General features: G+C 66.0%; 17 protein-coding genes. 10 read left to right on the forward strand and 7 right to left on the reverse strand.

The genetic code is table 11. From position 1 onward, the window contains the following. Positions 1–18 precede the first annotated feature (18 nt). The 8 genes from ACY65G_RS18370 to ACY65G_RS18405 all read left to right on the forward strand — a co-directional run bounded on the left by ACY65G_RS18370 (position 19) and on the right by ACY65G_RS18405 (position 10031). Complete coding sequence (locus tag ACY65G_RS18370; RefSeq protein WP_464998742.1) at positions 19–837, forward strand: ABC transporter ATP-binding protein; 819 nt, start codon at positions 19–21, stop codon at positions 835–837. Between the two features lie 19 nt (positions 838–856). Next, positions 857–1684 carry an NADPH-dependent oxidoreductase gene (locus tag ACY65G_RS18375; RefSeq protein WP_464998743.1) on the forward strand — a complete coding sequence of 276 codons (828 nt, stop codon included), beginning with the start codon at positions 857–859 and terminating at the stop codon, positions 1682–1684. 63 nt (positions 1685–1747) lie between these two features. After that, complete coding sequence (locus tag ACY65G_RS18380) at positions 1748–2944, forward strand: MFS transporter (protein ID WP_464998744.1); 1197 nt, start codon at positions 1748–1750, stop codon at positions 2942–2944. A gap of 151 nt (positions 2945–3095) precedes the next feature. Continuing rightward, on the forward strand, positions 3096–4229 hold the full coding sequence (locus ACY65G_RS18385; RefSeq protein WP_464998745.1) for an ABC transporter substrate-binding protein: 1134 nt from the start codon (positions 3096–3098) through the stop codon (positions 4227–4229). Between the two features lie 185 nt (positions 4230–4414). Next, complete coding sequence (locus tag ACY65G_RS18390; RefSeq protein WP_464998746.1) at positions 4415–5638, forward strand: ScyD/ScyE family protein; 1224 nt, start codon at positions 4415–4417, stop codon at positions 5636–5638. A gap of 206 nt (positions 5639–5844) precedes the next feature. After that, positions 5845–7041, forward strand: a complete 1197-nt coding sequence (locus ACY65G_RS18395) for a pyridoxal-phosphate-dependent aminotransferase family protein (RefSeq protein ID WP_464998747.1) — start codon at positions 5845–5847, stop codon at positions 7039–7041. A 185-nt stretch (positions 7042–7226) separates the two neighbouring features. Beyond that, positions 7227–9389 (forward strand): protein-disulfide reductase DsbD family protein, encoded by a 2163-nt coding sequence (locus ACY65G_RS18400; RefSeq protein WP_464998748.1) that lies wholly within the window; start codon positions 7227–7229, stop codon positions 9387–9389. Positions 9390–9422: 33 nt separating this feature from the next. Continuing rightward, a complete protein-coding gene (locus ACY65G_RS18405; protein ID WP_464998749.1) occupies positions 9423–10031 on the forward strand; it encodes a redoxin domain-containing protein in 609 nt (202 codons plus the stop codon). Between the two features lie 60 nt (positions 10032–10091). Here ACY65G_RS18405 and ACY65G_RS18410 read toward each other — a convergent pair whose 3' ends face one another. After that, positions 10092–10406, reverse strand: a complete 315-nt coding sequence (locus tag ACY65G_RS18410; RefSeq protein ID WP_464998750.1) for a helix-turn-helix domain-containing protein — start codon at positions 10404–10406, stop codon at positions 10092–10094. Beyond that, positions 10403–10750 (reverse strand): toxin, encoded by a 348-nt coding sequence (locus tag ACY65G_RS18415; RefSeq protein WP_464998751.1) that lies wholly within the window; start codon positions 10748–10750, stop codon positions 10403–10405. The genes ACY65G_RS18410 and ACY65G_RS18415 overlap by 4 nt, the downstream gene beginning before the upstream one ends. A gap of 430 nt (positions 10751–11180) precedes the next feature. On the opposite strand from ACY65G_RS18415, the gene ACY65G_RS18420 reads away from it, so the two are divergent. Next, positions 11181–13415 (forward strand): NADP-dependent isocitrate dehydrogenase, encoded by a 2235-nt coding sequence (locus ACY65G_RS18420; RefSeq protein ID WP_464998752.1) that lies wholly within the window; start codon positions 11181–11183, stop codon positions 13413–13415. Positions 13416–13916: 501 nt separating this feature from the next. Here the strand turns inward: ACY65G_RS18420 and ACY65G_RS18425 are convergent. Both ACY65G_RS18425 and ACY65G_RS18430 read right to left on the reverse strand, forming a co-directional pair. Beyond that, positions 13917–14555 (reverse strand): PEP-CTERM sorting domain-containing protein, encoded by a 639-nt coding sequence (locus ACY65G_RS18425; protein WP_464998753.1) that lies wholly within the window; start codon positions 14553–14555, stop codon positions 13917–13919. Positions 14556–14574: 19 nt separating this feature from the next. Next, complete coding sequence (locus tag ACY65G_RS18430; protein WP_464998754.1) at positions 14575–15990, reverse strand: family 43 glycosylhydrolase; 1416 nt, start codon at positions 15988–15990, stop codon at positions 14575–14577. 415 nt (positions 15991–16405) lie between these two features. Between ACY65G_RS18430 and ACY65G_RS18435 the strand changes: the two genes are divergently transcribed. Continuing rightward, complete coding sequence (locus tag ACY65G_RS18435) at positions 16406–16684, forward strand: acylphosphatase (RefSeq protein WP_464998755.1); 279 nt, start codon at positions 16406–16408, stop codon at positions 16682–16684. 10 nt (positions 16685–16694) lie between these two features. On the opposite strand, the gene ACY65G_RS18440 is transcribed toward ACY65G_RS18435, so the two are convergent. The 3 genes from ACY65G_RS18440 to ACY65G_RS18450 all read right to left on the reverse strand — a co-directional run bounded on the left by ACY65G_RS18440 (position 16695) and on the right by ACY65G_RS18450 (position 23497). Then, positions 16695–19022: an FdhF/YdeP family oxidoreductase gene (locus ACY65G_RS18440; protein WP_464998756.1), complete on the reverse strand. Its 2328-nt coding sequence runs from the start codon at positions 19020–19022 to the stop codon at positions 16695–16697. 68 nt (positions 19023–19090) lie between these two features. Further along, positions 19091–22237, reverse strand: coding sequence for an efflux RND transporter permease subunit (locus ACY65G_RS18445; protein WP_464998757.1), 3147 nt, complete (start codon positions 22235–22237; stop codon positions 19091–19093). 9 nt (positions 22238–22246) lie between these two features. Further along, positions 22247–23497, reverse strand: a complete 1251-nt coding sequence (locus ACY65G_RS18450; protein ID WP_464998758.1) for an efflux RND transporter periplasmic adaptor subunit — start codon at positions 23495–23497, stop codon at positions 22247–22249.

A 23497-nucleotide genomic window follows, 5' to 3' on the forward strand; every position in this document is an offset into this window, starting at 1 on the left:
GAAAAAACAGGAGAAAACATGGCACACGCAGGCACGCTGGAAATCAGCAATCTGAGCAAGCAATACCAGGTCAAGGGGCAAAGCCTCCCGGTCCTCGACAACATCTCGCTGTCGATCCGCCCCGGCGAATTCATCAGCATCGTCGGCTCCAGCGGCTGCGGCAAGTCCACGCTGCTGCGGCTCGTGATCGGCCTGGAGAACGATTACCAGGGCGAGATCGTCCTGGACGGCAAGCGCGTCGTCGGCACCAGCCTGGAACGGGGCATCGTGTTCCAGGAACACCGGCTGTTCCCGTGGCTGACGGTGGAACAGAACGTGGCCCTGGGCCTGCTGAACGCCGACCTGCCCGAGGCGGAAAAGCGCCGTTCCGTGCAGGAGCACATCGAACTGGTGGGCCTGAAAGGCTTCGAGACGGCGCATCCGTACCAGCTTTCCGGCGGCATGTCGCAGCGGGTGGCGATCGCCCGGGCGCTCGTCAACCGCCCCGAGGTGCTGCTGCTCGACGAGCCGTTCGGCGCCCTCGATGCGCTCACGCGCGCCCACCTGCAGCAGGAACTGCAGCGCATCTGGGAAGCGGAAGGCATCACCGCCATCCTCGTCACGCACGATGTCGACGAAGCCGTGTACCTGGGCGACCGCATCGTGGTGATGGAACCGCGCCCGGGCCGCATCAAGCGCATCGTCGACGTGCCGCTGCCCCGCCCGCGCGATCGCGGCAGCTATGCGTTCGCCGCGATCAAGGACGACGTGCTGGCCGAGTTCTCCGACAAGCCGCGGCAGGAGCTGCTGGCGGTACCCGAGCGCGAATCCGTCGCCGAATGGCAGTTCTCCTGGTAACCACCCAAGAAAGAAATCCATGTCCGATCCCTTTGAATTGTTGAAAGCCCGTTACGGCAACGGCCAGCAGGCGCCGGCCGTCGATACGCTGAATCCCGTGCTGGAAACGCTGTTCTCGCACCGCTCGGTGCGCGCGTTCCGGCCCGATCCGCTGCCTGCCAACACGCTCGACCTGCTGGTGGCGGCCGCGCAATCGGCGCCCAGCTCGTCGAACCTGCAGGTATGGAGCGCCATCGCCGTGGAGGATGCGGCGCGGCGCGACCGCGTGGCGCGCCTGGTGGGCAACCAGCAGCACGTGCGCGATGCGCCGCTGTTCCTGGCCTGGCTCGTCGACCTGTCGCGCCTGCAGCGGCTGGCCGGGGAACGCGGCCGCCAGCTCGATGGCGCCGACTACCTGGACACGTTCCTGATGGGCGTGATCGATGCGGCACTGGCCGCGCAGAACGCCGTCACCGCCGCCGAATCGCTGGGCCTGGGCACCGTGTACATCGGCGCGCTGCGCAACCAGCCCGAAGCCGTGGCCGCCGAGCTGGGCATCGAACCGGGTGCCGGCGTCTATCCCGTGTTCGGCCTCGTCATCGGCCACCCGGATCCGGCCAGGCCGGCGGCCGTGAAACCGCGCCTGCCGCAATCCTCGGTGCTGTACCGCGAGCGCTACACGCCGCAACCCGTCGAACAGGAAGTGGGCGGCTACGACGAGGCGATGCGCGGGTTCTACGCTTCCCAGGGCTTGCCCGTTACCACGTGGAGCGAGCATTCGCTGGCGCGCCTGAAAACCGCGGAAGACCTGAAAGGACGGCACCGGCTCAAGGAAGCCCTGGCCGGCCTGGGCTTCCCGCTGCGCTAGGCCGTGATGACATCGTCCACATTGACCGGAGACGCTCCCCCACGCCATTTTCTTACCGGGTTCATGCTGCTGGGTATCCTCGCGGGCACGTCGAACGGCGTGGCCAAGGTGGTGTTCCCTCTGTATGCGGCCGCCATGCATGCCGCGCCCTGGCAGATCGGGCTGGTCGGCGGCCTGCAGTTCGCCGGCATGCTGCTGCTGTCGCTGCCGCTCGGTGCCCTGATCGACCGCCATGGCAGTCGCCCGCTGTTCCGCTTCGGCTGCGTCGGCGGCATCGTGCTGTTCCTGGCCGGCTTCAGCTTCGCCACCACGCCATGGCAGCTGATCGCCTGCGTGGTGCTGTTCGGCTTCGTCAACCCGTTCCGCATGGTGACCACGCAAACGGAATTCCTGCACCTGCTGCCGCGCATCGGCCCCGCCAGGGCGGGCTGGCAGCGCGCGGCGCACAGCGCCGGCATGTTTTTCCTCGGGCCCCTGCTGGGCGCCTGGCTGGTGGGCCTGGCCGGCTACCCGGAAACGTTCCGCGTGGTGGCGGGCGGCCTGTTCGTCACGCTGCTGATCGGCGAGCGCGTGCTGTCGTCGGCCCCGTCCGGCCAGGGCGCCGACGCCACGCCGCTGGTGGGACGCGTGCTCGACCAGTTCCGCCTCATCGGCAGCCGCGTCGACCTGCGGCGCACGATGCTCGTCGAATTCGTCGGGCAGGTCGCCATGTCGTACTTCACCGTGTTCGTCATCCTCGTGGCGATACGCCGCTTCGGCATGCCCACCCAGCAGGCCGCCGGCCTGGTGACGCTGCAGGGCGCGGCCTTCGTACTGACGCTGCTGGCGGCCGGCGCCATCGTGATGGCGTGGCGCGAGCGCACGCGCTACCGCACGGCGTTCGCGATCCTGCTGTGCGCCGAACTGCTGCTGGCCAATCCCCTGCACCAGGGGGCGCTGTGGGCCGGTGCGCTGCTGCTGGGCCTCGGCCTGGGCATCCAGCAGCTGACGTGCGTGGCGCAATTCGCCCGCCTCGCGCAGGAGCTGGGGCGCGGCCGCACGGGCGGCATGTTCTCGCTGGCCGGGCCCAGCGGCGCGCTGGTGGGCGCCGTGCTGGGCGGCGTGCTCAACCAGCACTTCGGCATGCTGGCGGGCTTCCATGTGCTGGCCCTGCTGTTCTTCGTGCAGCTGGCGCGCACGTGGCTGCCGGTGCGGCACGCGCCCGAGGCAGGAACGAGTGTGGAAAAGAGCATCGAAAAAAAGGCGGCCACCCGCTCCTGACTGTCTGGCAGCCATCACCCCGCCAACAGGGCGCGCAGTGATGGCTGTTGCGTGCGCAGCAGCACGGGGCCCGGTACCGCGCAAAAGCACCGTATTCGCGATGGCATGGAACGTGCAATGAAGGGATGACCAACACCAGCGAGGGCATCCAATGAAACAGGCAAGGCGCAGTTTTTTCGCAAGTACGTTGCAGTTCGCCGCAGGCATCGCGCTGGCCGTGACCGCGGCCCACGCGATCGCCGCGGCACCGGCCGTGATCCGCGTGGGCGTGGCATCGCCGGCGCATGGCAGCCCGCCGGGCATCTCGGGCTCGTCGATCGCCGTCGCCCATGCCACCGGCGCGATCGAGCAGGAATTCAAGCCGGACAATGTCAGGATCGAATGGTATTTCTTCAAGGGCGCCGGGCCGGCCGTCAATGAAGCGCTCAGCAACCGGCAGCTCGATTTCGCCTTCCAGGGCGACCTGCCGTCGATCATCGGCAAGTCGGCCGGCCTGAAGACGCGGCTGATCCTCGCCACGGGCGTGCGGACGAATCTCTACCTGGCCGTGCCGGCCGGTTCGACGATCCGGAAGGTGGAGGACCTGCGCGGCAAGCGCGTGGCGATCTTCAAGGGGACGAATTCGCAACTGCCGATCAACCGGCTGCTGGCGGCGCACGGCCTGACCGAGAAGGACCTGAAGGTCGTCAACCTCGATAGCGCCACGTCGCAGGCCGCACTGACGACGAAGGATATCGATGCCGTGTTCGGCAGTTACGACCTGATCAAGCTGCGCGACAAGGGCGTGGCCCGCATCGTCTACACGAGCAAGGGCGATTCGCCCGTGTTCACGCGGCAGAGCCACATGCTGGTGACCGACGAGTTCGCGCAAAAGTACCCGGAGCAGACGCGGCGCTTCGTAAAGGCCGTGGTCAAGGCGGCGCGCTGGAGTTCCGATGACGCGAACCGGGAAGAAGTGTTCCGCATGTGGGCCCGCACCGGTACGGCCAAGCTCGAACACTGGAAGGAAGACTACGAAGGCCAGCCGCTGCGCACCCGGCTCAGCCCTCTTTTCGACCCGTTCCTGACCGAGCGCTACAAGGACGCGGTCGAGCATGCCTACGAGTTCCGGCTGATCCGCAGGAAATTCCCCGTCGATACGTGGATCGACCGCAGTTTCCTGAATGCGGCATTGAAGGAGCTGAAATTGGAAAACTACTGGGCGGCCAACCCGCCGGGCAAGCTGCCGGCGACAAGCAGTTACATTCCGGCAAAACCGGTGCCGGACGGCTCGCGGCAATTGTAATCAACAACAGTTAATGCGTGATATCCATAAATATTTCCTTCTAAATGTACCGATAAAGCGACTAACTTCTGGTTGTGAATGATTATTTTTTTCTGCGCCTTGCAATCGGATACCGTCGTGCTAACGTGAGATGAATGTGCGTTCGCCGCCATGTTCATCCCCGTGTCGTCCTCAAGGAGCTCACCATGAATGGTTTGCGTTGCCTGCCTGGATTTGCATTGCTGGTATCGATGGCCGCGACCGCGGCCCCGCAAGTGGACGTGATCGCCAAGGGGTTGAGCAATCCGCGCGGCCTCGCGTTCGCGGCCGATGGCGCGCTGTACGTGGCGGAAGCGGGCAAGGGCGGCAACGGTGCCTGCGCGGTGCTGGGCGATGGGCAAACGGCATGCTATGGCGAAACCGGTGCCGTGCTGCGCATCGATCTCTCGGGCAGGAAGGAACCGGCGCGCGTGATGGCCCGGCTGCCGTCGCTGGCGCCGGAAGGGGGATTCGGCGCGACCGGACCGCAAGCCGTGGCGTTCAACGCCGCCGGCAAGGGCGTGGTGGCGATGGGCCTGGGCTCCCATCCCGAAACCCGCGAAGGCCTGGGCCGCTATGCTTACCTGTTCGCGCGGGTGCTTGCCGTGCCGGCACGGCGCGGCATGGCGGTGCCCGTCAGCCGGGACAAGACGGTGGCGGCGGTGCCGGCTGCCGGCGCGGCGGCTGCATCGAGCGAGGATGGCAAGGCAAACGAGAAGGCGCTGTTCGACCTGGCCGCCTATGACGCCGCCAACGATCCGGCCGGCGACGGTGTCGACAGCAATCCCGTCGGCCTGCTGGCACAGGGCGAGGATTTCCTTGCCGTGGATGCCGGCGGCAATTCCCTGCTGCGCCTCGGCCGCGACCTGCAGATTTCCACCCTCGCCACGTTCGGCTCGCGCGACGTGCCGGCGCCACCGTTCCTCGGCCTGCCACCGGGCGCCATGATGCCCATGCAGGCCGTGCCCACCTCGGTGGCCGCGGGGCCGGACGGCGCACTGTACGTGGGCCAGCTGACCGGTTTCCCGTTCCCGGCCGGTGCCGCCAACGTCTACCGCGTGCCGGCGGAAGGCGGCGAGCCCGAAGTGTTCGCCAGCGGCTTCACCAACGTCATCGGCGTGGCGTTCGATGCGGCGGGCCGCCTGCATGTGCTCCAGATCGGCAATGGCTTCGCCGGCCCCGGCGGGCCGCCGCTGCTGGCGCCGGGCCGGCTGATCCGCGTGGAGGCGGACGGCAGCCGCACCGTCCTCTACGAAAACCTGTATTACCCGGGCGGCCTGGCCATCGGGCCGGACGGCGCGGCCTACGTGACGAACAACAGCATCGTGCCGGGGCCGATCCCGGGAGCGTTTCCCGATGGCGGGCAAGTGCTGCGCATTTCGCTCGACTGATGAGGGCATCGCCGGCGTTCGCGCCGGCGATGAAGCGAGCAGGCAAGCGAGCAGGCAAGCGAGCAGGCAAGCGAGCAGGCAAGCGAGCAGGCAAGCGAGCAGGCAAGCGAGCAGGCGCCGGGTGTTCTGGTGTAAATACCAATACAGCGTTGATGGGCAGGCAAGCGGCTGATATGCTGAAAGACCCCCATTGCCCGGAGCCCGCCATGAATGAAGCCGTCAGCGTTCCCCATATCGTTCCACTCAACGAGATCCTTCCCGACGAACCCCTGCTGATGATGGGGGCGGGCCCCGTGCCCATTCCGCAAAGCGTGGCAATGGCGAACTCGATCGTCATCAATCATTTGGGCGAAACGATGAACCGCGTCATTGCCCAGGTCAAGGACATGGGCCGCTACGTGTTCCAGACCAACTCGCGCTATGTGCTCGGCGTGGGCGGCCCCGGCTCCGCCGCGATGGAGATGGCGATCGCCAACCTCGTGCATCCCGGCGACAGGGTGCTGTGCATCTGCAACGGGTACTTCAGCCGCCGCATGGCCGAGATGGTTGCCCGCGTGCGCGGCGAAGCCACCATCCTGGAAGCGGGCGTCAACGAAGGTGCCAGCCTCGAAGCCGTGGAACGCGAATTGCGCAGCAAGCGGTATGACGCCGTAACGTTGGTGCAGGGCGAAACGTCGAACACGGTCTGCAACCGCAACCTGGCCGGCATCGCGCAATTGGCACGCGAACATGGCGCGCTGGTCATCGTCGACGCGGTCTGCACGCTCAGCACGATGCCGCTGGAAATGGACAACTGGCAGATCGATGCGGTGATCACCGGCGGGCAGAAAGGCCTGTCATCGATTCCTGGCGTGTCGCTGCTCGCGTTTTCCGAACGGGCCTGGGCGAAGAAGATCGCCACGCGCACCGAACTGCCGTTCCACTGGGTGCTGGATGCGAACCTGGCGGACAAGTTCTGGAACCAGAAATCCTACCACTACACCGCGCCGGTATCCGGCATCCTGGCCTTGCACGAAGCATTGCGGCTGATCTGCGGCGAAACGCTGCCGAAGCGTTTCGAGCGCCACCTGCACTGTTCGGTCGCGTTGCAGGCCGGTGTCGAGGGCATGGGGCTGCAACTGCTGGTGGCGAAAGAGCACCGGCTCAATTCCGTCGTCGGCATCCTGGTGCCGGACCAGGTATCGGCCCCGGAAGTGCTGGCGCACATGTCGCGCGTGCACCGCGTGGAGATCAGCGGCGCATTCGGCCTGAACATCGTGCGCATTGGCCAGATGGGTGAGCAAAGCCGCGAACACCACCTTTTCCGCACCTTGCACGCCCTGGGATCGAGCATGAAGGCGCACGGGGCCGCGCTCGACCTGCCGGCCGGCATGGCCGAGCTGGAGCGCTCGCTGTCGCACTGACCCCACCAGCTGCATCGCTTACGGCCCAGTCCGTGTCCACCATGGGGTCAACCCCGTTTTCGGACACGGGCTCATCAATAACGGGTTTGTCGATCGGGGGAGCAGCCTCCTTAAGATTGCCGACACAATCCACGCCCCATTAAGCCTTATCATTGCTGTATCGATATCAGCAAGGATGATGGGACGTGACGTCACTGTACAAATTCGCGGCGGCCAGCCTGCTGTTTTCCCTGCAGCTCGCCGGCTTGCCGCAGGCGCACGCCGCGGGGCCCGTCGTGGTCACCGACCACGTGCGCGCCGAATTGCTGGCGCATGCGCCGGATGGCATCCGGCCGGGCAAGACGCTATGGCTGGGCCTGGCGATCGACCACCAGCCGCACTGGCACACGTACTGGAAGAATCCCGGCGATTCCGGGCTGGCCACCACGCTGGCCTGGAAGCTGCCGGCCGGTTTCACGCCGGGCGAGATCGCCTGGCCCACGCCGAAGAAATTGCCGCTCGGCCCACTGACCAACTACGGTTATGAAAACAAGGTGCTGCTGCCCGTGCCGGTGCAGGTGCCGGCCGGTTTCAGCGGCACCGAACTGAAGGTCGGCCTGCATGCCGAATGGCTGGTCTGCAAGGAGATCTGCCTGCCCGAATCGGGCGATTTCGATGTCACCATTCCCGCCAATGCCGCCATCGCCGCACACGGCCCGCTGTTCGACGCCACCCGGGCCGCCACGCCGGTGGCGCTGGAAGGCGCCAACGCCACGGCGAAAGTGGAAGACAACGCGCTGGCCATCGACGTGCACGGCTTGCCCGCGCCACCGCAGGGCGAGGTGCAGTTCTTTGCCGCCGACATCGGCGTCATCGATTACGCCGCGAAGACCGGCCAGCAATGGCAGGACGGCACGCTGCGCCTGCGTGTGCCGCTGTCGCCGCAGCGCAGCGAAAGCCCGGCGGTGCTCAATGCCGTACTGGTGGTACCGGGCCAGCCGGCCGGGTGGACGCTGTCGATCCCGGTCGAAGGCGCCTGGCCCGCCCTCGGTACCGCCGCTCCGGCAGCGGCCACCGCGGCCGCTCCTGCTCCCCTGTCTGCGCCCGTATCGGCTTCCCTGCCCGCAGCCCCGGCCACGGCGGGTACCTCCTTCCTGCTGTCGTTGCTGTTCGCTTTCCTCGGCGGCGCACTGCTGAACCTGATGCCGTGCGTGTTCCCCGTGCTGTCGCTGAAGGTCTTCAGCCTCGTGCAGCACCGGGAAGAACGCCGCAAGGCGGTGGCCGGCGGCGTGGCCTACACGGCCGGCGTGGTGCTGTCGTTCGTGGCGCTGGCCGGCCTGCTGCTGGCGCTGCGTGCCGGCGGGGCCGGGCTGGGCTGGGGTTTCCAGTTGCAGTCGCCATTGTTCGTCACGGGGCTGGCCGCGCTGTTCACATTGATCGGCCTGAACCTGGCCGGTGTCTTTGAATTCGGCGGCGTGCTGCCCGGCGCGCTGGGCGGCTATCGTGCAAAACATCCCGTCGTCGACGATGCGCTCAGCGGTGTGCTGGCCGTGGCCGTCGCCTCGCCCTGCACCGCGCCGTTCATGGGCGCCGCGCTGGGCGTGGCGTTGACGGAACCGGCGCCGCGGGCACTGGCCATCTTCGCCGTGCTGGGCCTCGGCATGGCAGCGCCGTATCTCGCGGTAGCCCTCGTGCCCGCGCTGGGCCGGCTGCTGCCGCGCCCCGGCGCGTGGATGGTGCGCTTCAAGGTGCTGATGGCCTTCCCCATGTTCGCCACCGTCGTGTGGTTGCTGTGGGTGCTGGGCCAGCAGACGAGCATCGACGCGATGGCCGGTGTGACGGGGGTGCTCGTCGCGCTGGCGTTCGCGTGCTGGACGATCGGCACGCCGGTGAAGTCGGGCCGCACGCGCACCATGTTCGCCACGGCCGGTGCGCTGGTGCTGGCCGTTGCCGTGAACCTCGTATGGCCGCTGCTGAGCGCCGCGCCGGCCCAGGCGTCCACGTCGTCGTCCGCCGGGTCGTCCGACACCTGGGCGCCGTGGTCGGCCGAGGTGGTGCGCCAGGCCCGTGCCGCCGGCAAGCCCGTGTTCATCGACTTCACGGCCGCGTGGTGCATCACGTGCCAGTTCAACAAGCGCACCGTGCTCAACGATGCGCAGTTGCTGAAGGACTTCGGCGCGAAGAACGTGGTGCTGCTGCGCGCCGACTGGACGCGCCGCGACCCCGCCATCACCGAGCAGCTGGCGCAGCTGGGCCGCAGCGGCGTACCCGTGTATGTGTTGTTTGGACCAACCGACAGCCAGCCGCCGCAAGTGCTGTCCGAAGTGCTGACCGTGGAGCAGGTGCGGACGGCACTGGGCAAGATTTGACCTGCATCGATGTAGTCAACCGGGAGAATACCGATGAAGAAGATGACGACAGCAGCAATCCTGGCCATTGGCCTGGCAACGGCCGGCTTCGCCGCGGCCCAGGCCACCGTGGGCCAGCCGGCGCCCGCCTTCACCGCCGTCGACACGGCCGGCAAGCAGGTCTCGCTGGACAGCTACAAGGGCAAGTACGTGGTGCTGGAATGGGTGAACCCCGATTGCCCGTTCGTGAAAAAACACTACGACAGCGGCAATATGCCGGCCACGCAGAAGCACGCGGCGGCGAAGGACGTGGTGTGGCTGTCGGTCAGCACGAGCGGCAACGCCACGAAGGATCCGACGGTGGCCAGCTCGCTGAACAGCTGGACGAAGGAAAAGAGCGCTACCCCGACCGCGCTGGTGCTCGACGACGGCAAGATCGGCCGCGCCTATGGCGCCAGGACCACGCCGCACATGTACCTGATCGACCCGGCCGGCAAGATCGTCTACGCCGGCGCCATCGACAGCAAGCCCAGCTCGAACGCCAGCGACATCGCCAGCTCCACCAACTACGTGATCCAGGCGATCGACGAAGCCAAGGCCGGCAAGGCCGTCAGCAAGCCCGTCACGCAGCCTTATGGCTGCTCCGTCAAGTACGCCAGCTGAGCTGCTGCATGAACCATAAAAAAGCCCACGAAGTGGGCTTTATAGTGGCTTTTACGATATTCAAAGCGCTGCTATCTGATCGAGTATCCCCGGATCGCGGTCGATCAGTTTCAGCAGGATAGCGGCCTGGTCATTCGGTTTGGATATGCCCTGCTCCCAGTTCTTGATGGTGCGCACTTCAGTGCGCAGCCTTCGGGCGAACACGGGCTGGGAAACATGGAGTTTCTTGCGCAGGGCTCGCACATTCTCGGGCGTCATTTCCGGCGCCGGCTTGTATTCCACTTCACTCGTTCGAAGCGTGGTTTTGCCTTCGCGGGCGTCTGCCAGCGCGTCAAAACCTTCCATAAGTTCGGCAAAAATATCGCGTTTGGTCATTTCAAGATTCTCCTTGCCTTGATTTCCAGGTCCAGACGCTGCTTCAGCAGCTTGCACTGGTCCGGGGTGAGGTCGTCCGCCTGATCCTTGCCGTAGACGGTGAACAGCCAGAATTGATCAGCGGCGTCTTTCCAGAAATAAATCACGCGGAGGCCACTTCTTTTGCCTTTGCCGCGCCGCTCGTCGGCATACCGGATCTTCCTCAGGCCTCCCGTGCCCTTGATGACATCGCCAGCCTCGGGATGACTCATCAACGCATCCTGCAGGCCCTTGAACGAATCGTCATCGAAGTACTCGTCACGCAAGCGCTGGAATGACGGAAGCTCGACAAATATCGCCTTCATGTAGTGTACCTATTTTGGGTATGATTTGGTGAGATTTCCGCACCGATGGTGTTGAAATCCCACCAGTATCGGCATTCGGCGCCAAGCCGGTTTGACCTTGCTCGGGTTCCATAAGTGGAATGACAACCAGGGGCGGTTTCCACGGCAAAAACTGGCATCCCACCCCAAGCTCGTGCATAATGTCGCCCGTGTCCTATATCTTATATAAGACTTGATCGGCAAGGCAGGCCTGCCCGGCTACCGGACCCCGACCTCTGGCATAGCGAAACAGCATCATTCCGAACCCCTGCCCCGGAGCGAGTGGGTTATGATTTGGCGCTGTCCATAGCGCCGCCGGAGCGTCTCGGTGATGAAGGATATTGCGTTGACGCGCGACCAGGCAGGCGATTTTTCAGTATCAGGAACCCCACGAATTCCGAGGAACGAGCGCATGAGCAATGATCCGACCATTATCTACACGTTGACCGACGAGGCGCCGCTGCTGGCGACGCACGCATTCCTGCCGGTCGTCAGGACTTTCACGAAGCCCGCAGGCATCCGCGTCGACGAGGCCGATATCTCGGTCGCCGCGCGTATCCTCGCGAACTTCCCGGAAAACCTGACGCCGGAGCAGCGCATGCCCGACGTGCTGTCCGAGCTGGGCAAGAAAACGCTGGAGCCGGACGCGAACATCATCAAGCTGCCGAACATCAGCGCCTCCGTGGCGCAGCTGCAGGCCGCCATCAAGGAACTGCAGGGCAAGGGCTACAACATTCCCGACTACCCGTCCGATCCGAAGACCGACGAGGAAAAATCCATCAAGGCCCGCTACGGCAAGTGCATCGGCTCCGCCGTGAACCCGGTGCTGCGCGAAGGTAACTCCGACCGCCGCGCGCCGCGTGCCGTGAAGGAATACGCGCGCAAGAACCCGCACTCGATGGCCGAATGGTCGCAGGCATCGCGCACCCACGTGTCGCACATGACGCACGGCGACTTCTACCACGGCGAAAAGTCGATGACGCTGGACCGTGCCCGCGAAGTCAAGATGGAACTGATCACGAAGTCCGGCCAGACCATCGTGCTGAAACCGAAGGTCGCGCTGCAGGAAGGCGAGATCATCGACTCCATGTTCATGAGCCGCAAGGCACTGCTGGACTTCTACGCGGCGCAGATCGAAGACGCGAAGAACACGGGCGTGATGTTCTCGCTGCACGTGAAGGCCACGATGATGAAGGTGTCGCACCCGATCGTGTTCGGCCACTGCGTGCGCATGTTCTACAAGGAAGCGTTCGAGAAGCACGGCGCGCTGTTCGACAGCCTGGGCATCAACGTCAACAACGGCATGGCCGACCTGTACAACAAGATCGCCACCCTGCCGGCCTCGCAGCGCGAAGAAGTCGAGCGCGACCTGCACGCCTGCCAGGAAAACCGTCCGCCGCTGGCGATGGTCGACTCGGCAAAAGGCATCACCAACTTCCACTCGCCGAACGACGTGATCGTCGACGCGTCGATGCCGGCAATGATCCGTGCCGGCGGCAAGATGTATGGCGCCGATGGCCGCCTGAAGGAAGTGAAGGCCGTGATCCCGGAATCCACCTTCGCCCGCATCTACCAGGAGATCATCAACTTCTGCAAATGGCATGGCGCCTTCGATCCGCGCACGATGGGCACCGTGCCCAACGTGGGCCTGATGGCACAGCAGGCCGAGGAATACGGCTCGCACGACAAGACGTTCGAAGTGCCGGAAGACGGCGTGGCGAACATCACCGACCTGGCCACCGGCGAAGTGCTGCTGTCGCAGAACGTCGAGCAGGGCGACATCTGGCGCATGTGCCAGGTGAAGGATGCGCCGATCCGCGACTGGGTCAAGCTGGCCGTCACCCGCGCGCGCAACTCCGGCATGCCTGCCGTGTTCTGGCTGGACCCGTACCGTCCGCACGAAAATGAACTGATCAAGAAGGTCAACACGTACCTGAAGGATCACGACACCACGGGCCTGCACATCGAGATCATGTCGCAGGTGCGCGCGATGCGCTACACGCTGGAACGCGTGATCCGCGGCCTGGATACGATCTCCGTTACCGGCAACATCCTGCGCGACTACTTGACCGACCTGTTCCCGATCATGGAACTGGGCACGTCGGCGAAGATGCTCTCGATCGTCCCGCTGATGGCCGGCGGTGGCATGTACGAAACGGGCGCCGGCGGTTCGGCACCGAAGCACGTGCAGCAGCTGACCGAGGAAAACCACCTGCGCTGGGATTCGCTGGGCGAGTTCCTGGCCCTGGCCGTGAGCCTGGAAGACCTGGGCATCAAGACCGGCAGCGCCCAGGCGAAACTGCTGGCCAAGACGCTGGACGCGGCCACCGGCAAGCTGCTGGACAACCGCAAGTCGCCGTCGCCGAAGACCGGTGAGCTGGACAACCGCGGCTCGCAGTTCTACCTGTCCCTGTACTGGGCCCAGGAACTGGCTGCGCAAACCGAAGACGCCGAACTGGCCGCCAAGTTCGCACCGCTGGCCAAGTCGCTGGCCGAGAACGAGCAGAAGATCGTCGCCGAACTGCTGGAAGTGCAGGGCAAGCCGGCCGACATCGGCGGCTACTACCAGCCGGACAGCGCGAAGGTGAAAGCCGTGATGCGCCCGAGCGCCACGTTCAACCAGGCGCTGGAAGCACTGAACGCCTGATAGTGGTTCGTTTCAAATGAGATAGGCCGGTTGCGCGAGCAACCGGCCTTTTTTTCGCCGTATTTAAAACAGGGTCCGCCGGAGCGCCGTACCGCCTTAATGCCGTTCAGTTAACGGAATTCGATGCAGTCCGTGACGCTAGCGCACTGGTGGCTTCACAGGGGTTTCGTGGAGCCTGCTCCACGCCTGTGAAGCGGTGATGGCATGCATGCCATCACTCCTTCCGGACACCGGCTTTTTGGTGTCGGACCGCTGCGGCGGACCGACCGGTTTTCGCATAATGTTGCCGATTCCCTGAGCGGCAAACCGGTGTCCGACACATTTTCCGGATGAAGCGCCCGGAAAAAATGTCCGGAAGGAGAGAGGGCCTGCAGGCCCTCTCCGTTACGCAGGCAAGGAGCGGTGCTCCTTGAAACCCCTGCTCCACCACCAGGCACGCTAATGCCAACTCAAATGGTCACGTCGCCTTACTGAACGGCATTAGCGTCCGTCCCTGATTTTTCAGATGCAGTTTTTCGAGCGTCGCCGCGCCAGTGCTAATACGCCCAGCCCGCCCAGCAGCAGCATGCCCATCGCCGGCTCCGGCACCGGGCTGACACCGACGGCGACATCGGTCATGCCCGGCAGGTAGCCATCGCCCAGCGTGTCGATCCGGAAGCCCGTGAAGTATTCGCCGGCACCGGTCGACTGGAAGCCCTGGAATGTCAGGCCGGTCGCGCCATCGGCCAGCGCCACGCCGTTGAACGTGTAGGTCGCCTGGTTGGTGGTGATCGTGATGTCGACCGGCCCGCTGGTCACGGCCGCATCGAAGCCGAACAGGTTGTAGCCGCTGGCGATGGTGCCGGCCAGGCCCGTGAAGTAGTCGTTCGAGATCACCGTGCGCAGCGCGCCGATCGAATAGCCGGTAGCCGCGCCCACGGTGATGTTCAGGTCGGACGCATACGTGACATCGCCGCGGGTGAACGGGGTTCCCGGTTCCTGGAAGCCGGCGCCGAAATCGTCGAAGTTGCTGTTGTGGGCGATCGAACCGAGCGCATCGAACGCGCCCCGGTCGGTGACGAGGACGACATCGGCGGATGCGGCCGTGGCGGTGGCGGCCAGCAGCGCGGCGGCGGCCAGTTGTACGAGTCTGGTATTCATGGAGTAAAGCCTCTTCTGGTTATTTGCGCACCAGCGACCATTGCTGGCTGGCGCCGCCGTGCAGCGGGTACTGAAGGACCGGCGCGTTGTTCGCGGTGCTGCCGCCGCTCACTTCGGCGAACAGGCCATTGATCTTGTTCTTGATCGTGACAGGGCCGGCATCGGAACCTTCGAGCTGCCACTTCTGGCCGTCGCCGCCCCAGTACGACCACTGCGCCACCTTCGCGCCCGGCGACATCGACACTTCCCAGTCGTCCATGGCCAGCAGGCTGTGTTCGTTGATCATGCTGAAGTCGCCGTTGCCGTGGCCGACCACGTACCAGTACTGGTTCTTCAGGTTGCTGAAGTCCTTCTGCTGCACCATCGCGCCCGGCTGGGTGGCGCGCAGCCTTGCCGTGTCGGCCACCGTCAGCGCCTTGCCGCTCGCGCCGTTCAGGATCGCGTAGCGGCCGTCGCTGACGCCGTTGCAGTCGTCGGTGAAGCTGTCGAAATCGCGCGTGAGAACGGGCCAGTCGATGTCGGTGCCGCGCGTGGCGTACTCCATCTTCATGATCTGCAGCTTGGCAAAGCCGTTGTCGGCCGTGTCGTAGTAATGCGTGGAGACGAAGTTGCAGCCGCCCTGCTTCAGCACGCCCACGTGGCCCGGGCCCTTGTGGCGGCCGTCGATGTTCTGCAGGATCGTGCGCGGCTCGGAGTACGGGCCGTCCACGCTGGTGGCGCGCTGTACCTCCACGTAGTAGGTGCTGTCGCTGCCCTTGCAGCAGGCGCCGCGGTTGGTGAACAGGTAGTAGTAGTCGCCGTTGCGCGTGATGTATGGCGCCTCGATGTCGCGGCGGGCGTTGGTGCCGCCGGCGATCTTCGTCACGTAGTTGGCCAGCTTGCCCGTGGCCTGGTCGATCTCGGCCACGCCGATGCCGCCGAAGAAGGAGCCGAAGCTCATGAACACCCGGCCGTCGTGGTCGCGGAACAGGGCCGGATCGATCGCGTTGATCTCGGCATTGCCCTTGTTGAACGACTGCACCACGATGCCCAGGTCCGTCCACACGGGGTTCTTCAGCGACGGGCTGCGCGCCACGCCGATCGCCGAATTCGTGGTGCCCCACTGCGACACCGAATAATAGATGTAGTACGCGCCGTTCATCTGGATCACGTCCGGTGCCCAGTACGACGAACCGGTGGCCTTGAAGTTGGGGATCTTCTGCTCGACCCATGCCGGATTGGTGGCGAATACCGGCGCCGGGCCGCCCTGCCAGGTCTTCAGGTCGGTCGACGTGGAATACCAGATGCCGGTGCCGGTCGTGAAGTTGAAGTAGGTATCGCCGTCCTTGGTGATCGTGCCCGGATCGTGCGCGTTCTGCAGCCCGGCCAGGTCGATCGCGCCGCTCGATGCGGCACCGCATGCCAGCATTACACCCGCCACCAGTTTTTTCAGCATTGTCATCTCCGTGTTGTTATTGCAGTCATTGGTCATGTGAAGCAGATCGGGTCCGGCGGCACGGCGGCCTCGGTGGCCGTGCGGCGGACGTGCGAACGCACTCGGCGCCGCTGACGGCAGCGGCCGGCGATGCGTATGCGAATCCGGTGCCCGGAATCGGGCAGCGGTATTCAAACGGTGCGGTGGTAAAGCTAGGACGACGAGACGAAGCGCGGCGGCGCGAAGGCAGGGATGCGGTGCATGGAAGTCTCCGATGTTTTATTGTGTTGGCTGCCGCTGCTGCGGCGCCTGTTGAAAACATCGTACCCAGATCGATATAAGCATACCAATGATTATTTTCTAAGTGCCGATATCCATTTGGGTATCGCATGAGGCTACACTGATATATCAGCCATCAACCCAAGGGTATCGACCTATGGCAACCCGACTGATCATCGAAGGAACCGTGCAGGGCGTGGGCTTTCGCTACGCGCTGGCGGCCGAAGCAAACGCCCTGGGGCTCACGGGCTGGGTCTGCAACCGGCACGACGGCACGGTGGAAGCCTGCTTGCAGGGGCCGCGCCAGCATGTGGAGGCCATGGTGGCATGGTCGCGGCACGGGCCGCCCGGCGCGCGCGTGACCGGGGTCACGCGCTCCGAAGCCGACGATGGGGACATCACGGGCAGCGGCTTCCACATCGCCGCCACCCGCTAGCGAGTCGACTCTACCGGTCGGTCACCGCCTTGTCCTGCCCGCCCGAGGCGGCGCGCCGGATCACGATCGGAATCGACTTGTACGACGGCGTGCCGCTGCGCTCGTCGTAATTCGACAGCGCCACCAGCCCGTTCGCTTCCGGGTAGTAGGCCGCCGCCGAGTCGCGGGCGATGTCGAATGCCACGGCGACGAGGTTGCGCAGGATGCGCGGCTCGCCCGGATGGTCGCATTCGGCCACGGCTTCGATGTCGACCATGTCGCCGTGTTCCAGGCCGCGCGCGGCCAGGTCGTCCTCGTGCACGAAGATGACGTCGCGCCGGCCCGTCACGCCCCGGTAGCGGTCGTTCTTGCCATAGATCGTCGTGTTGTACTGGTCGTGGCTACGGATCGTGGCCAGCACCAGCGGGTTCTCTTCACCCGGCCGGGCCAGCGGCCGCTGGCGCTTGCTGTCGAACACGATGAAGTTGGCCTTGCCCGTCTTCGTGTGCCACTCGCGGCGCATGGCCGGGCTCTCGAGCCGGAAGCCGCGCGGCTGGGCCACCCGCTCGTTGTAGTTGTCGAAGTCGGGGAACACCTGTTCGATCTTGTCGCGGATGCGGCCGTAGTCGGCGATGAGCCATTCCCAGTCCACCTTCGACTGCGGCAGCGTGGCGCGGGCGATGCCGGCCACGATGGCCGGTTCGGAGCGCAGGTGTTCCGACGCCGGCGGCAGCGAGCCGTGCGACGAGTGCACCATCGACATCGAATCCTCCACCGACACGGCCTGCGGCCCGGTGGCCTGCACATCGCGTTCCGTGCGGCCCAGGCACGGCAGGATGAACGTGTTTTTACCGACCAGCAGGTGCGAGCGGTTCAGCTTCGTGGCGATGTTCACCGTGAGGTCCAGGCCGCGCACGGCATCGAAGCACGCCTGCGGATCGGGCATCGCCACCGGCAGGTTGCCGCCGAGGCAGATCAATGCCCGCGAGCGGCCGTCGCGCATCGCTTCCAGGGCTGCCACGGCGCCATGGCCATGCTCGCGCGGCGCCTTGATGCCGAACACGCGCTCCAGCGCGTCGAGGAACCCCTGGCTGGGGATTTCGGTGATGCCCACGGTGCGGTCGCCCTGCACGTTCGAATGGCCGCGCAGCGGGCAGATGCCGGCGCCCTCGCGGCCGATATGCCCGCCCAGCAGCAGGTTCGCCAGCTGCTGCACGTTCGACGTGCCGTGCCTGTGCTGCGTGATGCCCATGCCGTAGCAGATGATGACGCGCTTCGCCTTCGCGTACACGTCCGCCGCGGTCTCGATATCCGCGCGCGGCAGGCCCGAGACGTGTTCGATCTCGTCCCACGAGGTCTCGTCCAGGTCCGCCACCAGCGCATCGAAACCGCTCGTGTGGTCGCGGATGAATTCGCGGTCCAGCAGGCTCGGCCCCCCTTGCGCCACCTGCCGCGCGTCCGCGGCCAGCAGCGCCTTCATCATGCCCTTCAGCACCGCGCAGTCGCCGCCGATGCGCACCTGGTAATAGTGCGAGGCGATCGGCACGGCCTTGCCCAGCGTCATTTCGACGGGGCTCTGTGGCGACTTGAAGCGCTCCAAGCTGCGTTCCTTCAACGGGTTGAACACCACGATGGGCGCGTGCCGCAGCGCGGCGGCGCGCAGTGTGGCCAGCATGCGCGGGTGGTTCGTGCCGGGGTTGTGGCCGAACGAGAAGATCGCGTCGCAATGGTCGAAATCCTCCAGCGACACGGTGCCCTTGCCCACGCCGATCGATTCCGGCAGTCCCACGCTGGTCGCTTCGTGGCACATGTTCGAACAGTCGGGGAAGTTGTTGGTGCCGTATTCGCGCGCGAACAGCTGGTACAGGAACGCGGCCTCGTTCGAGGCCCGGCCGGAGGCATAGAACTCGGCCATGTCCGGGCTCGGCAGGCTGCGCAGCACTGCGCCGATGCGGGCGAACGCGTCGTCCCACAAGATCGGCACGTAATGGTCGGTGGCGGCGTCGTACACCATCGGGTGCGTCAGCCGCCCTTCGAATTCCAGGTTGAAGTCGTCCCGTTCCCACAATTCGCTCACGCTGTGCTGCGCGAAGAACTCGGGCGTGACGCGTTTGTTCGTCGCTTCCCACGACACGGCCTTGGCGCCGTTCTCGCAGAACTCGAACGACGAGCCGTGGCGCGGATCGGGCCACGCGCAGCCGGGGCAGTCGAAGCCCGTCGGCTGGTTCACCTGCAGCATGATCGTCGTGCTGTGGGCGGTCATCTCGCCCCGCAGCGCCTTCGCGACCGCCTGCAGTGCACCCCAGCCGCCGGCCGGCCCGCCATATTCGCCGATCCCCGGCACATCTTTCCTTCCCATACAAGCCTCCCTGAAGCAAAACATATCGGTGGCGGTCGATTGTAGGGGGATCGCGAAGACAGCGAAGTTCAATACTTTGGAGTAATCGCTTCCGGCCGCCGGCGCCACGTGTACAGCGCCGGCAGGATCAGCAAGGTCAGCGCCGTGGACGACAGGATGCCGCCGATGACCACCGTGGCCAGCGGCCGCTGTACCTCGGCCCCCGTGCTGGTGGCCAGCGCCATCGGCAGGAAGCCCAGCGACGCGACGAGGGCCGTCATCAGCACCGCCCGCAGCCGCCCTTGCGCGCCCTCGCGCATCGCGTCTTCCCGCGACAGCCCTCCTTCGCGCAGCGTGCGCACGAACGACAGCATCACGAGGCCGTTCAGCACCGCCACACCCGACAGCGCGATGAAGCCGATCGCCGCCGAGATGGACAGCGGCATGCCGCGCAGCCACAGCGCCAGCACGCCGCCCGTCATGGCGAACGGGATGCCCGTAAAGACGAGCAGGCCGTCGCGCAGGCTGTTGAACATCAGGTAGAGCAGCGCGAACACGATGGCCAGCGCCAGCGGCACCACGATGGCCAGCCGCTGCGCCGCCTTTTCCAGGTTCTCGAATTGCCCGCCCAAGGTCAGCCACGTGCCGGCTGGCAGCTTCACGCTCTTCAGTTCACCCTTCAGGTCGGCGACAAAGGAACCGAGGTCGCGCCCGCGCACATTGGCCGTGACGACCACGCGCCGCTTGCCGTTCTCCCGGCTGATCTGATTTGCTTCCGGCACGAATGCCAGCGTGGCGATTTCCGACAGCGGGATGCTGGCCGAGTGGCCATTGTTCGTGGAAGAGGCGGCCGGCAGCGCGATCGGCAACCTGCGCAGCGTGTCCACGTCGTTGCGCAAGCCTTCCGGCAAACGCACCGTGATGGCGAAGCGCCGGTCGCCTTCGAACACCAGGCCCACGTCGCGCCCGCCGACCAGCGTGCCGAACGCTTCCTGCACGTCCGCCACGTTCAGGCCATAGCGCGCGGCCTTGATGCGGTCCACCTGCAAGGTCAGCGCCGGCAGGCCTTCGGTCTGCTCGACCTTCACCTCGGCAGCGCCAGGGAGCTTTTGCAGGCGCTGCGCCACCTGCCGGGCGGCGGCCTGCATCGATTCGGGATCGTCGCCGAACACCTTCACGGCCACGTCGCTGCGCACGCCGGAAATGAGCTCGTTGAAGCGCAGCTGGATCGGTTGCGAGAACTCGTAGTTGTTGCCGGGGATGCGATTCGCCGCCTCGGTGATCGCCGCCACCAGTTCCGCATGCGACTTGCGCGGTTTCGGCCACTCCTTTTCCGGGCGCAGCATGATGTAGCTGTCGGCCGCGTTGGGCGGCATCGGGTCGGTGGCCACTTCCGATGTGCCGATGCGCGCGAACATGCGTTCGATCTCGGGGAATTGCTGCAGCAGCGCCTTTTCCAGCCGCTGCTGCATCAGCACCGACTGCTGCAGGCTGGTGCCGGGAATGCGCATCGTCAGCACGGCGAGATCGCCTTCGTCCAGGTTCGGCGCGAATTCCGTGCCCAGCCGCGTGGCCAATAACCCCGACAGCAGCACGGCCAGCACGGCGAACGTCAATGCCACCGGGCGGTTGCGCAGCACCCAGTCGAGCACCGGCGCATACCAGTCGCGGGCCTTGACCATGATGCGGCTGTCGCGTTCCGCCACGGGTTTCGTGACGAACAGCGCCACGGCGGCCGGCACGAACGTGACGGACAGGACCATCGCCGCCACCAGCGCCATCACCACCGTCACCGCCATCGGGTGGAACATGCGCCCCTCGATGCCGGACAGCGCGAAGATCGGCAGGTACACCGTCATGATGATCAACTGGCCGAACAGCAGCGGGCGGCGCGCTTCGGTGGCGGCGGCCGCTACTTCGGCGAAGCGTTCCTCCCGCGTGAGCGCCCTGCCCGCGGCGGCCTGCGCATGGGCGAGCCGCCGGATGCAGTTCTCCACGATCACCACCGCGCCATCGATGATGATGCCGAAGTCCAGCGCGCCAAGGCTCATCAGGTTGGCGCTGACGCCCGCCTGCACCATGCCCGTAAACACCAGCAGCATCGTCAGCGGGATCACCATGGCCGTGATCAGTGCCGCACGCAGGTTGCCGAGGAAGACGAACAGGATCGCGACCACCAGCAGTGCGCCTTCGGCCAGGTTGTTGCGCACCGTGCCGATCGCCTTGTTGACGAGCACGGAGCGGTCGTACACAGGCAAGGCTTGCACCCCTGCCGGCAGCGAGCGGTTGATGTCCTCCAGCCGGTGGCGCGCCGCGTCGGCCACGCTGCGGCTGTTCTCGCCGATCAGCATGAACACGGCGCCCAGCACCACCTCACGGCCGTTCTCCGTGGCCGCGCCGGTGCGAAGTTCCCGGCCCAGCTCTACATCCGCCACGTCGCGCACGCGGATCGGGGCGCCCTGCACCACGTCGAGCACGATATTGCGGATTTCCTCGGCCGTGCGCAACTGGCCTGGCGTGCGCACGACGAACTGTTCGCCGCCGCGCTCGATGTAGCCGGCACCCGCGTTGCCGTTGTTGCGGTCGAGCGCCGTCACCAGTTGCGCCAGGCTCAGGCCGTGCGCGGCCAGGCGGTCCATGTCCGGCGCCACCTGGAATTCCTTTTCGTAGCCGCCGATCGTGTTGACCTCCGTAACGCCGGGGACGCCGCGCAATTGCGGCGCCACCACCCAGTCCTGGATTTCGCGCAGGTCGGTCGGCGTGTACGGCGTGCCGTCCGGCTTGCGGGCGCCCTCCTTCGCTTCCACGGTCCAGTAGAAAATCTCGCCGAGCCCCGTGGCGATCGGTCCCAGCGACGGTTCCACGCCGGGCGGCAATTGCGAACGCGCTTGCTGCAGCCGTTCGTTCACGAGCTGGCGGGCGAAATAGATGTCGGTGCCGTCGCGGAACACGACCGTCACCTGCGACAGGCCGTATTTCGACAAGGACCGGGTCTGCTCCAGCCCCGGCAAGCCGTTCATCACGGTCTCGATGGGGAACGTGATGCGCTGCTCCACCTCGAGCGGCGAATAGCCGTGCGCGGGCGCGTTGATCTGCACCTGCACGTTGGTGATGTCCGGTACCGCGTCGATCGGCAGGCGCCCGTAGCTGTACAGGCCCATCGCGGCCAGGCCCAGCACGGCGAACACGACGAGCCAGCGCCGCGCAATCACCGCGGCAATCAGTTGTTGGTACATGGCGGCCCCTTAGTGATCGTGCTCGGCTTCTGCCTTGCCGAGATCGGCTTTCAGCAGGTAGCTGCCAACCGCAGCGTGACGCGTACCCGCCGCGAGCCCCTTGACGATCTCCGTGCGCCGGCCGTCCGAGCGCCCGATGGTCACGGTGCGTGCCTCGAAGCCGCCCGGCGTGCGCACGAAGACCACGCTGCGTTCATGGATCGTCTGCACCGCGTCGGCCGCCACGGTCACGGCGGCATCGCCTTTCGGCCCCAGCAGGTCGACGGTGGCGAGCATGCCGGGCCGCAGCCGCAGGCCCGGATTCGGCAGCGTGATGCGGGCGGTGGCCATGCGCGTGGTTTCGCCCAGTACGGGGCCCACGAACGACACGGTACCCTGCACGGCTTCGGCCAGCGCGGTCGACGTCACGGTGGCCGGCATGCCCGGTTCCACCTGCGCCAGGCTGCCCGACGGCACCGCCGCCTCGATCCACACCCGGCCCAGGTCGGCGATGGTCAGCAATGGCTGGGTCACGTCCGCCACCATGCCGGCCACCGCGGGCCGGTCGGTGACCACGCCGGCCAGCGGCGCGTGGATCGTGACGGTGGCGCCACCCGACGTGCCAATGCCGAAGGCGGCCAGGCGCTGGCGCGCCGCATCGGCCTGCACCTGCGCTTCATTGAACGCGGCCTGCGCGATGTCGAGATCCTGCCGCGCCGAAATGCGCTCGTCCCACAATTTGCGCTCGCGTTCGACGACCGTGCGGGCCAGTTGCAGCCGCTGCGCCGCTGCGGCGGCATCGGCACGCCACTGCGCCACTTCCGGGCTTTGCAGCGTCACCAGGCCCTGGCCCTTGCGCACCGTGCTGCCGGGCGACACCAGCACCGACTGCACCATGCCACGCGCCGGTGCCGCGATGGCGACCGTGCGTTCCGCATCGGCCCGCACCTGCGCCGGCAGGTGCAGCGTTTCGCGCAGCGCGGCCGGCTGCGCGGCATCGATGGCGATGCCGTTGGCCTTGATCTGCGCATCGGTCATCGCGATCGCATCCGACTCGGCGGCCGCGGGAGCGTCTTCCGCGTGGCGGTCGTCGTGGCCATGCGAATCCTCGTGGGCCGCGTGGTCCGCGCTTGCGCCGTGCTGTTCGTGCTTGCCGTCTTTCCCGTGCTCATCGTGGCCATCGTGGCCATCGCCGGCAGGCTGGCGCCACAGCATCAGCGCGGCCAGCACGGCGGCGACCACGCACATCAGCGCAATCGCCAGTTTCTGTTTTCTCGTCAT

The sequence above is a fragment of the Pseudoduganella sp. jia 12 genome (assembly GCF_055502675.1).

Excerpts from the sequence above, each read along its gene's own strand:
- ACY65G_RS18390 (WP_464998746.1), top strand. The coding sequence starts at position 4,415 with ATGAATGGTTTGCGTTGCCTGCCTGGATTTGCATTGCTGGTATCGATG.
- ACY65G_RS18425 (WP_464998753.1), bottom strand. The coding sequence starts at position 14,555 with ATGAATACCAGACTCGTACAACTGGCCGCCGCCGCGCTGCTGGCCGCC.
- ACY65G_RS18380 (WP_464998744.1), top strand. The coding sequence starts at position 1,748 with ATGCTGCTGGGTATCCTCGCGGGCACGTCGAACGGCGTGGCCAAGGTG.
- ACY65G_RS18440 (WP_464998756.1), bottom strand. The coding sequence starts at position 19,022 with ATGGGAAGGAAAGATGTGCCGGGGATCGGCGAATATGGCGGGCCGGCC.
- ACY65G_RS18430 (WP_464998754.1), bottom strand. The coding sequence starts at position 15,990 with ATGCTGAAAAAACTGGTGGCGGGTGTAATGCTGGCATGCGGTGCCGCA.
- ACY65G_RS18405 (WP_464998749.1), top strand. The coding sequence starts at position 9,423 with ATGAAGAAGATGACGACAGCAGCAATCCTGGCCATTGGCCTGGCAACG.
- ACY65G_RS18385 (WP_464998745.1), top strand. The coding sequence starts at position 3,096 with ATGAAACAGGCAAGGCGCAGTTTTTTCGCAAGTACGTTGCAGTTCGCC.
- ACY65G_RS18370 (WP_464998742.1), top strand. The coding sequence starts at position 19 with ATGGCACACGCAGGCACGCTGGAAATCAGCAATCTGAGCAAGCAATAC.
- ACY65G_RS18410 (WP_464998750.1), bottom strand. The coding sequence starts at position 10,406 with ATGACCAAACGCGATATTTTTGCCGAACTTATGGAAGGTTTTGACGCG.
- ACY65G_RS18450 (WP_464998758.1), bottom strand. The coding sequence starts at position 23,497 with ATGACGAGAAAACAGAAACTGGCGATTGCGCTGATGTGCGTGGTCGCC.
- ACY65G_RS18420 (WP_464998752.1), top strand. The coding sequence starts at position 11,181 with ATGAGCAATGATCCGACCATTATCTACACGTTGACCGACGAGGCGCCG.
- ACY65G_RS18395 (WP_464998747.1), top strand. The coding sequence starts at position 5,845 with ATGAATGAAGCCGTCAGCGTTCCCCATATCGTTCCACTCAACGAGATC.
- ACY65G_RS18435 (WP_464998755.1), top strand. The coding sequence starts at position 16,406 with ATGGCAACCCGACTGATCATCGAAGGAACCGTGCAGGGCGTGGGCTTT.
- ACY65G_RS18375 (WP_464998743.1), top strand. The coding sequence starts at position 857 with ATGTCCGATCCCTTTGAATTGTTGAAAGCCCGTTACGGCAACGGCCAG.
- ACY65G_RS18415 (WP_464998751.1), bottom strand. The coding sequence starts at position 10,750 with ATGAAGGCGATATTTGTCGAGCTTCCGTCATTCCAGCGCTTGCGTGAC.
- ACY65G_RS18445 (WP_464998757.1), bottom strand. The coding sequence starts at position 22,237 with ATGTACCAACAACTGATTGCCGCGGTGATTGCGCGGCGCTGGCTCGTC.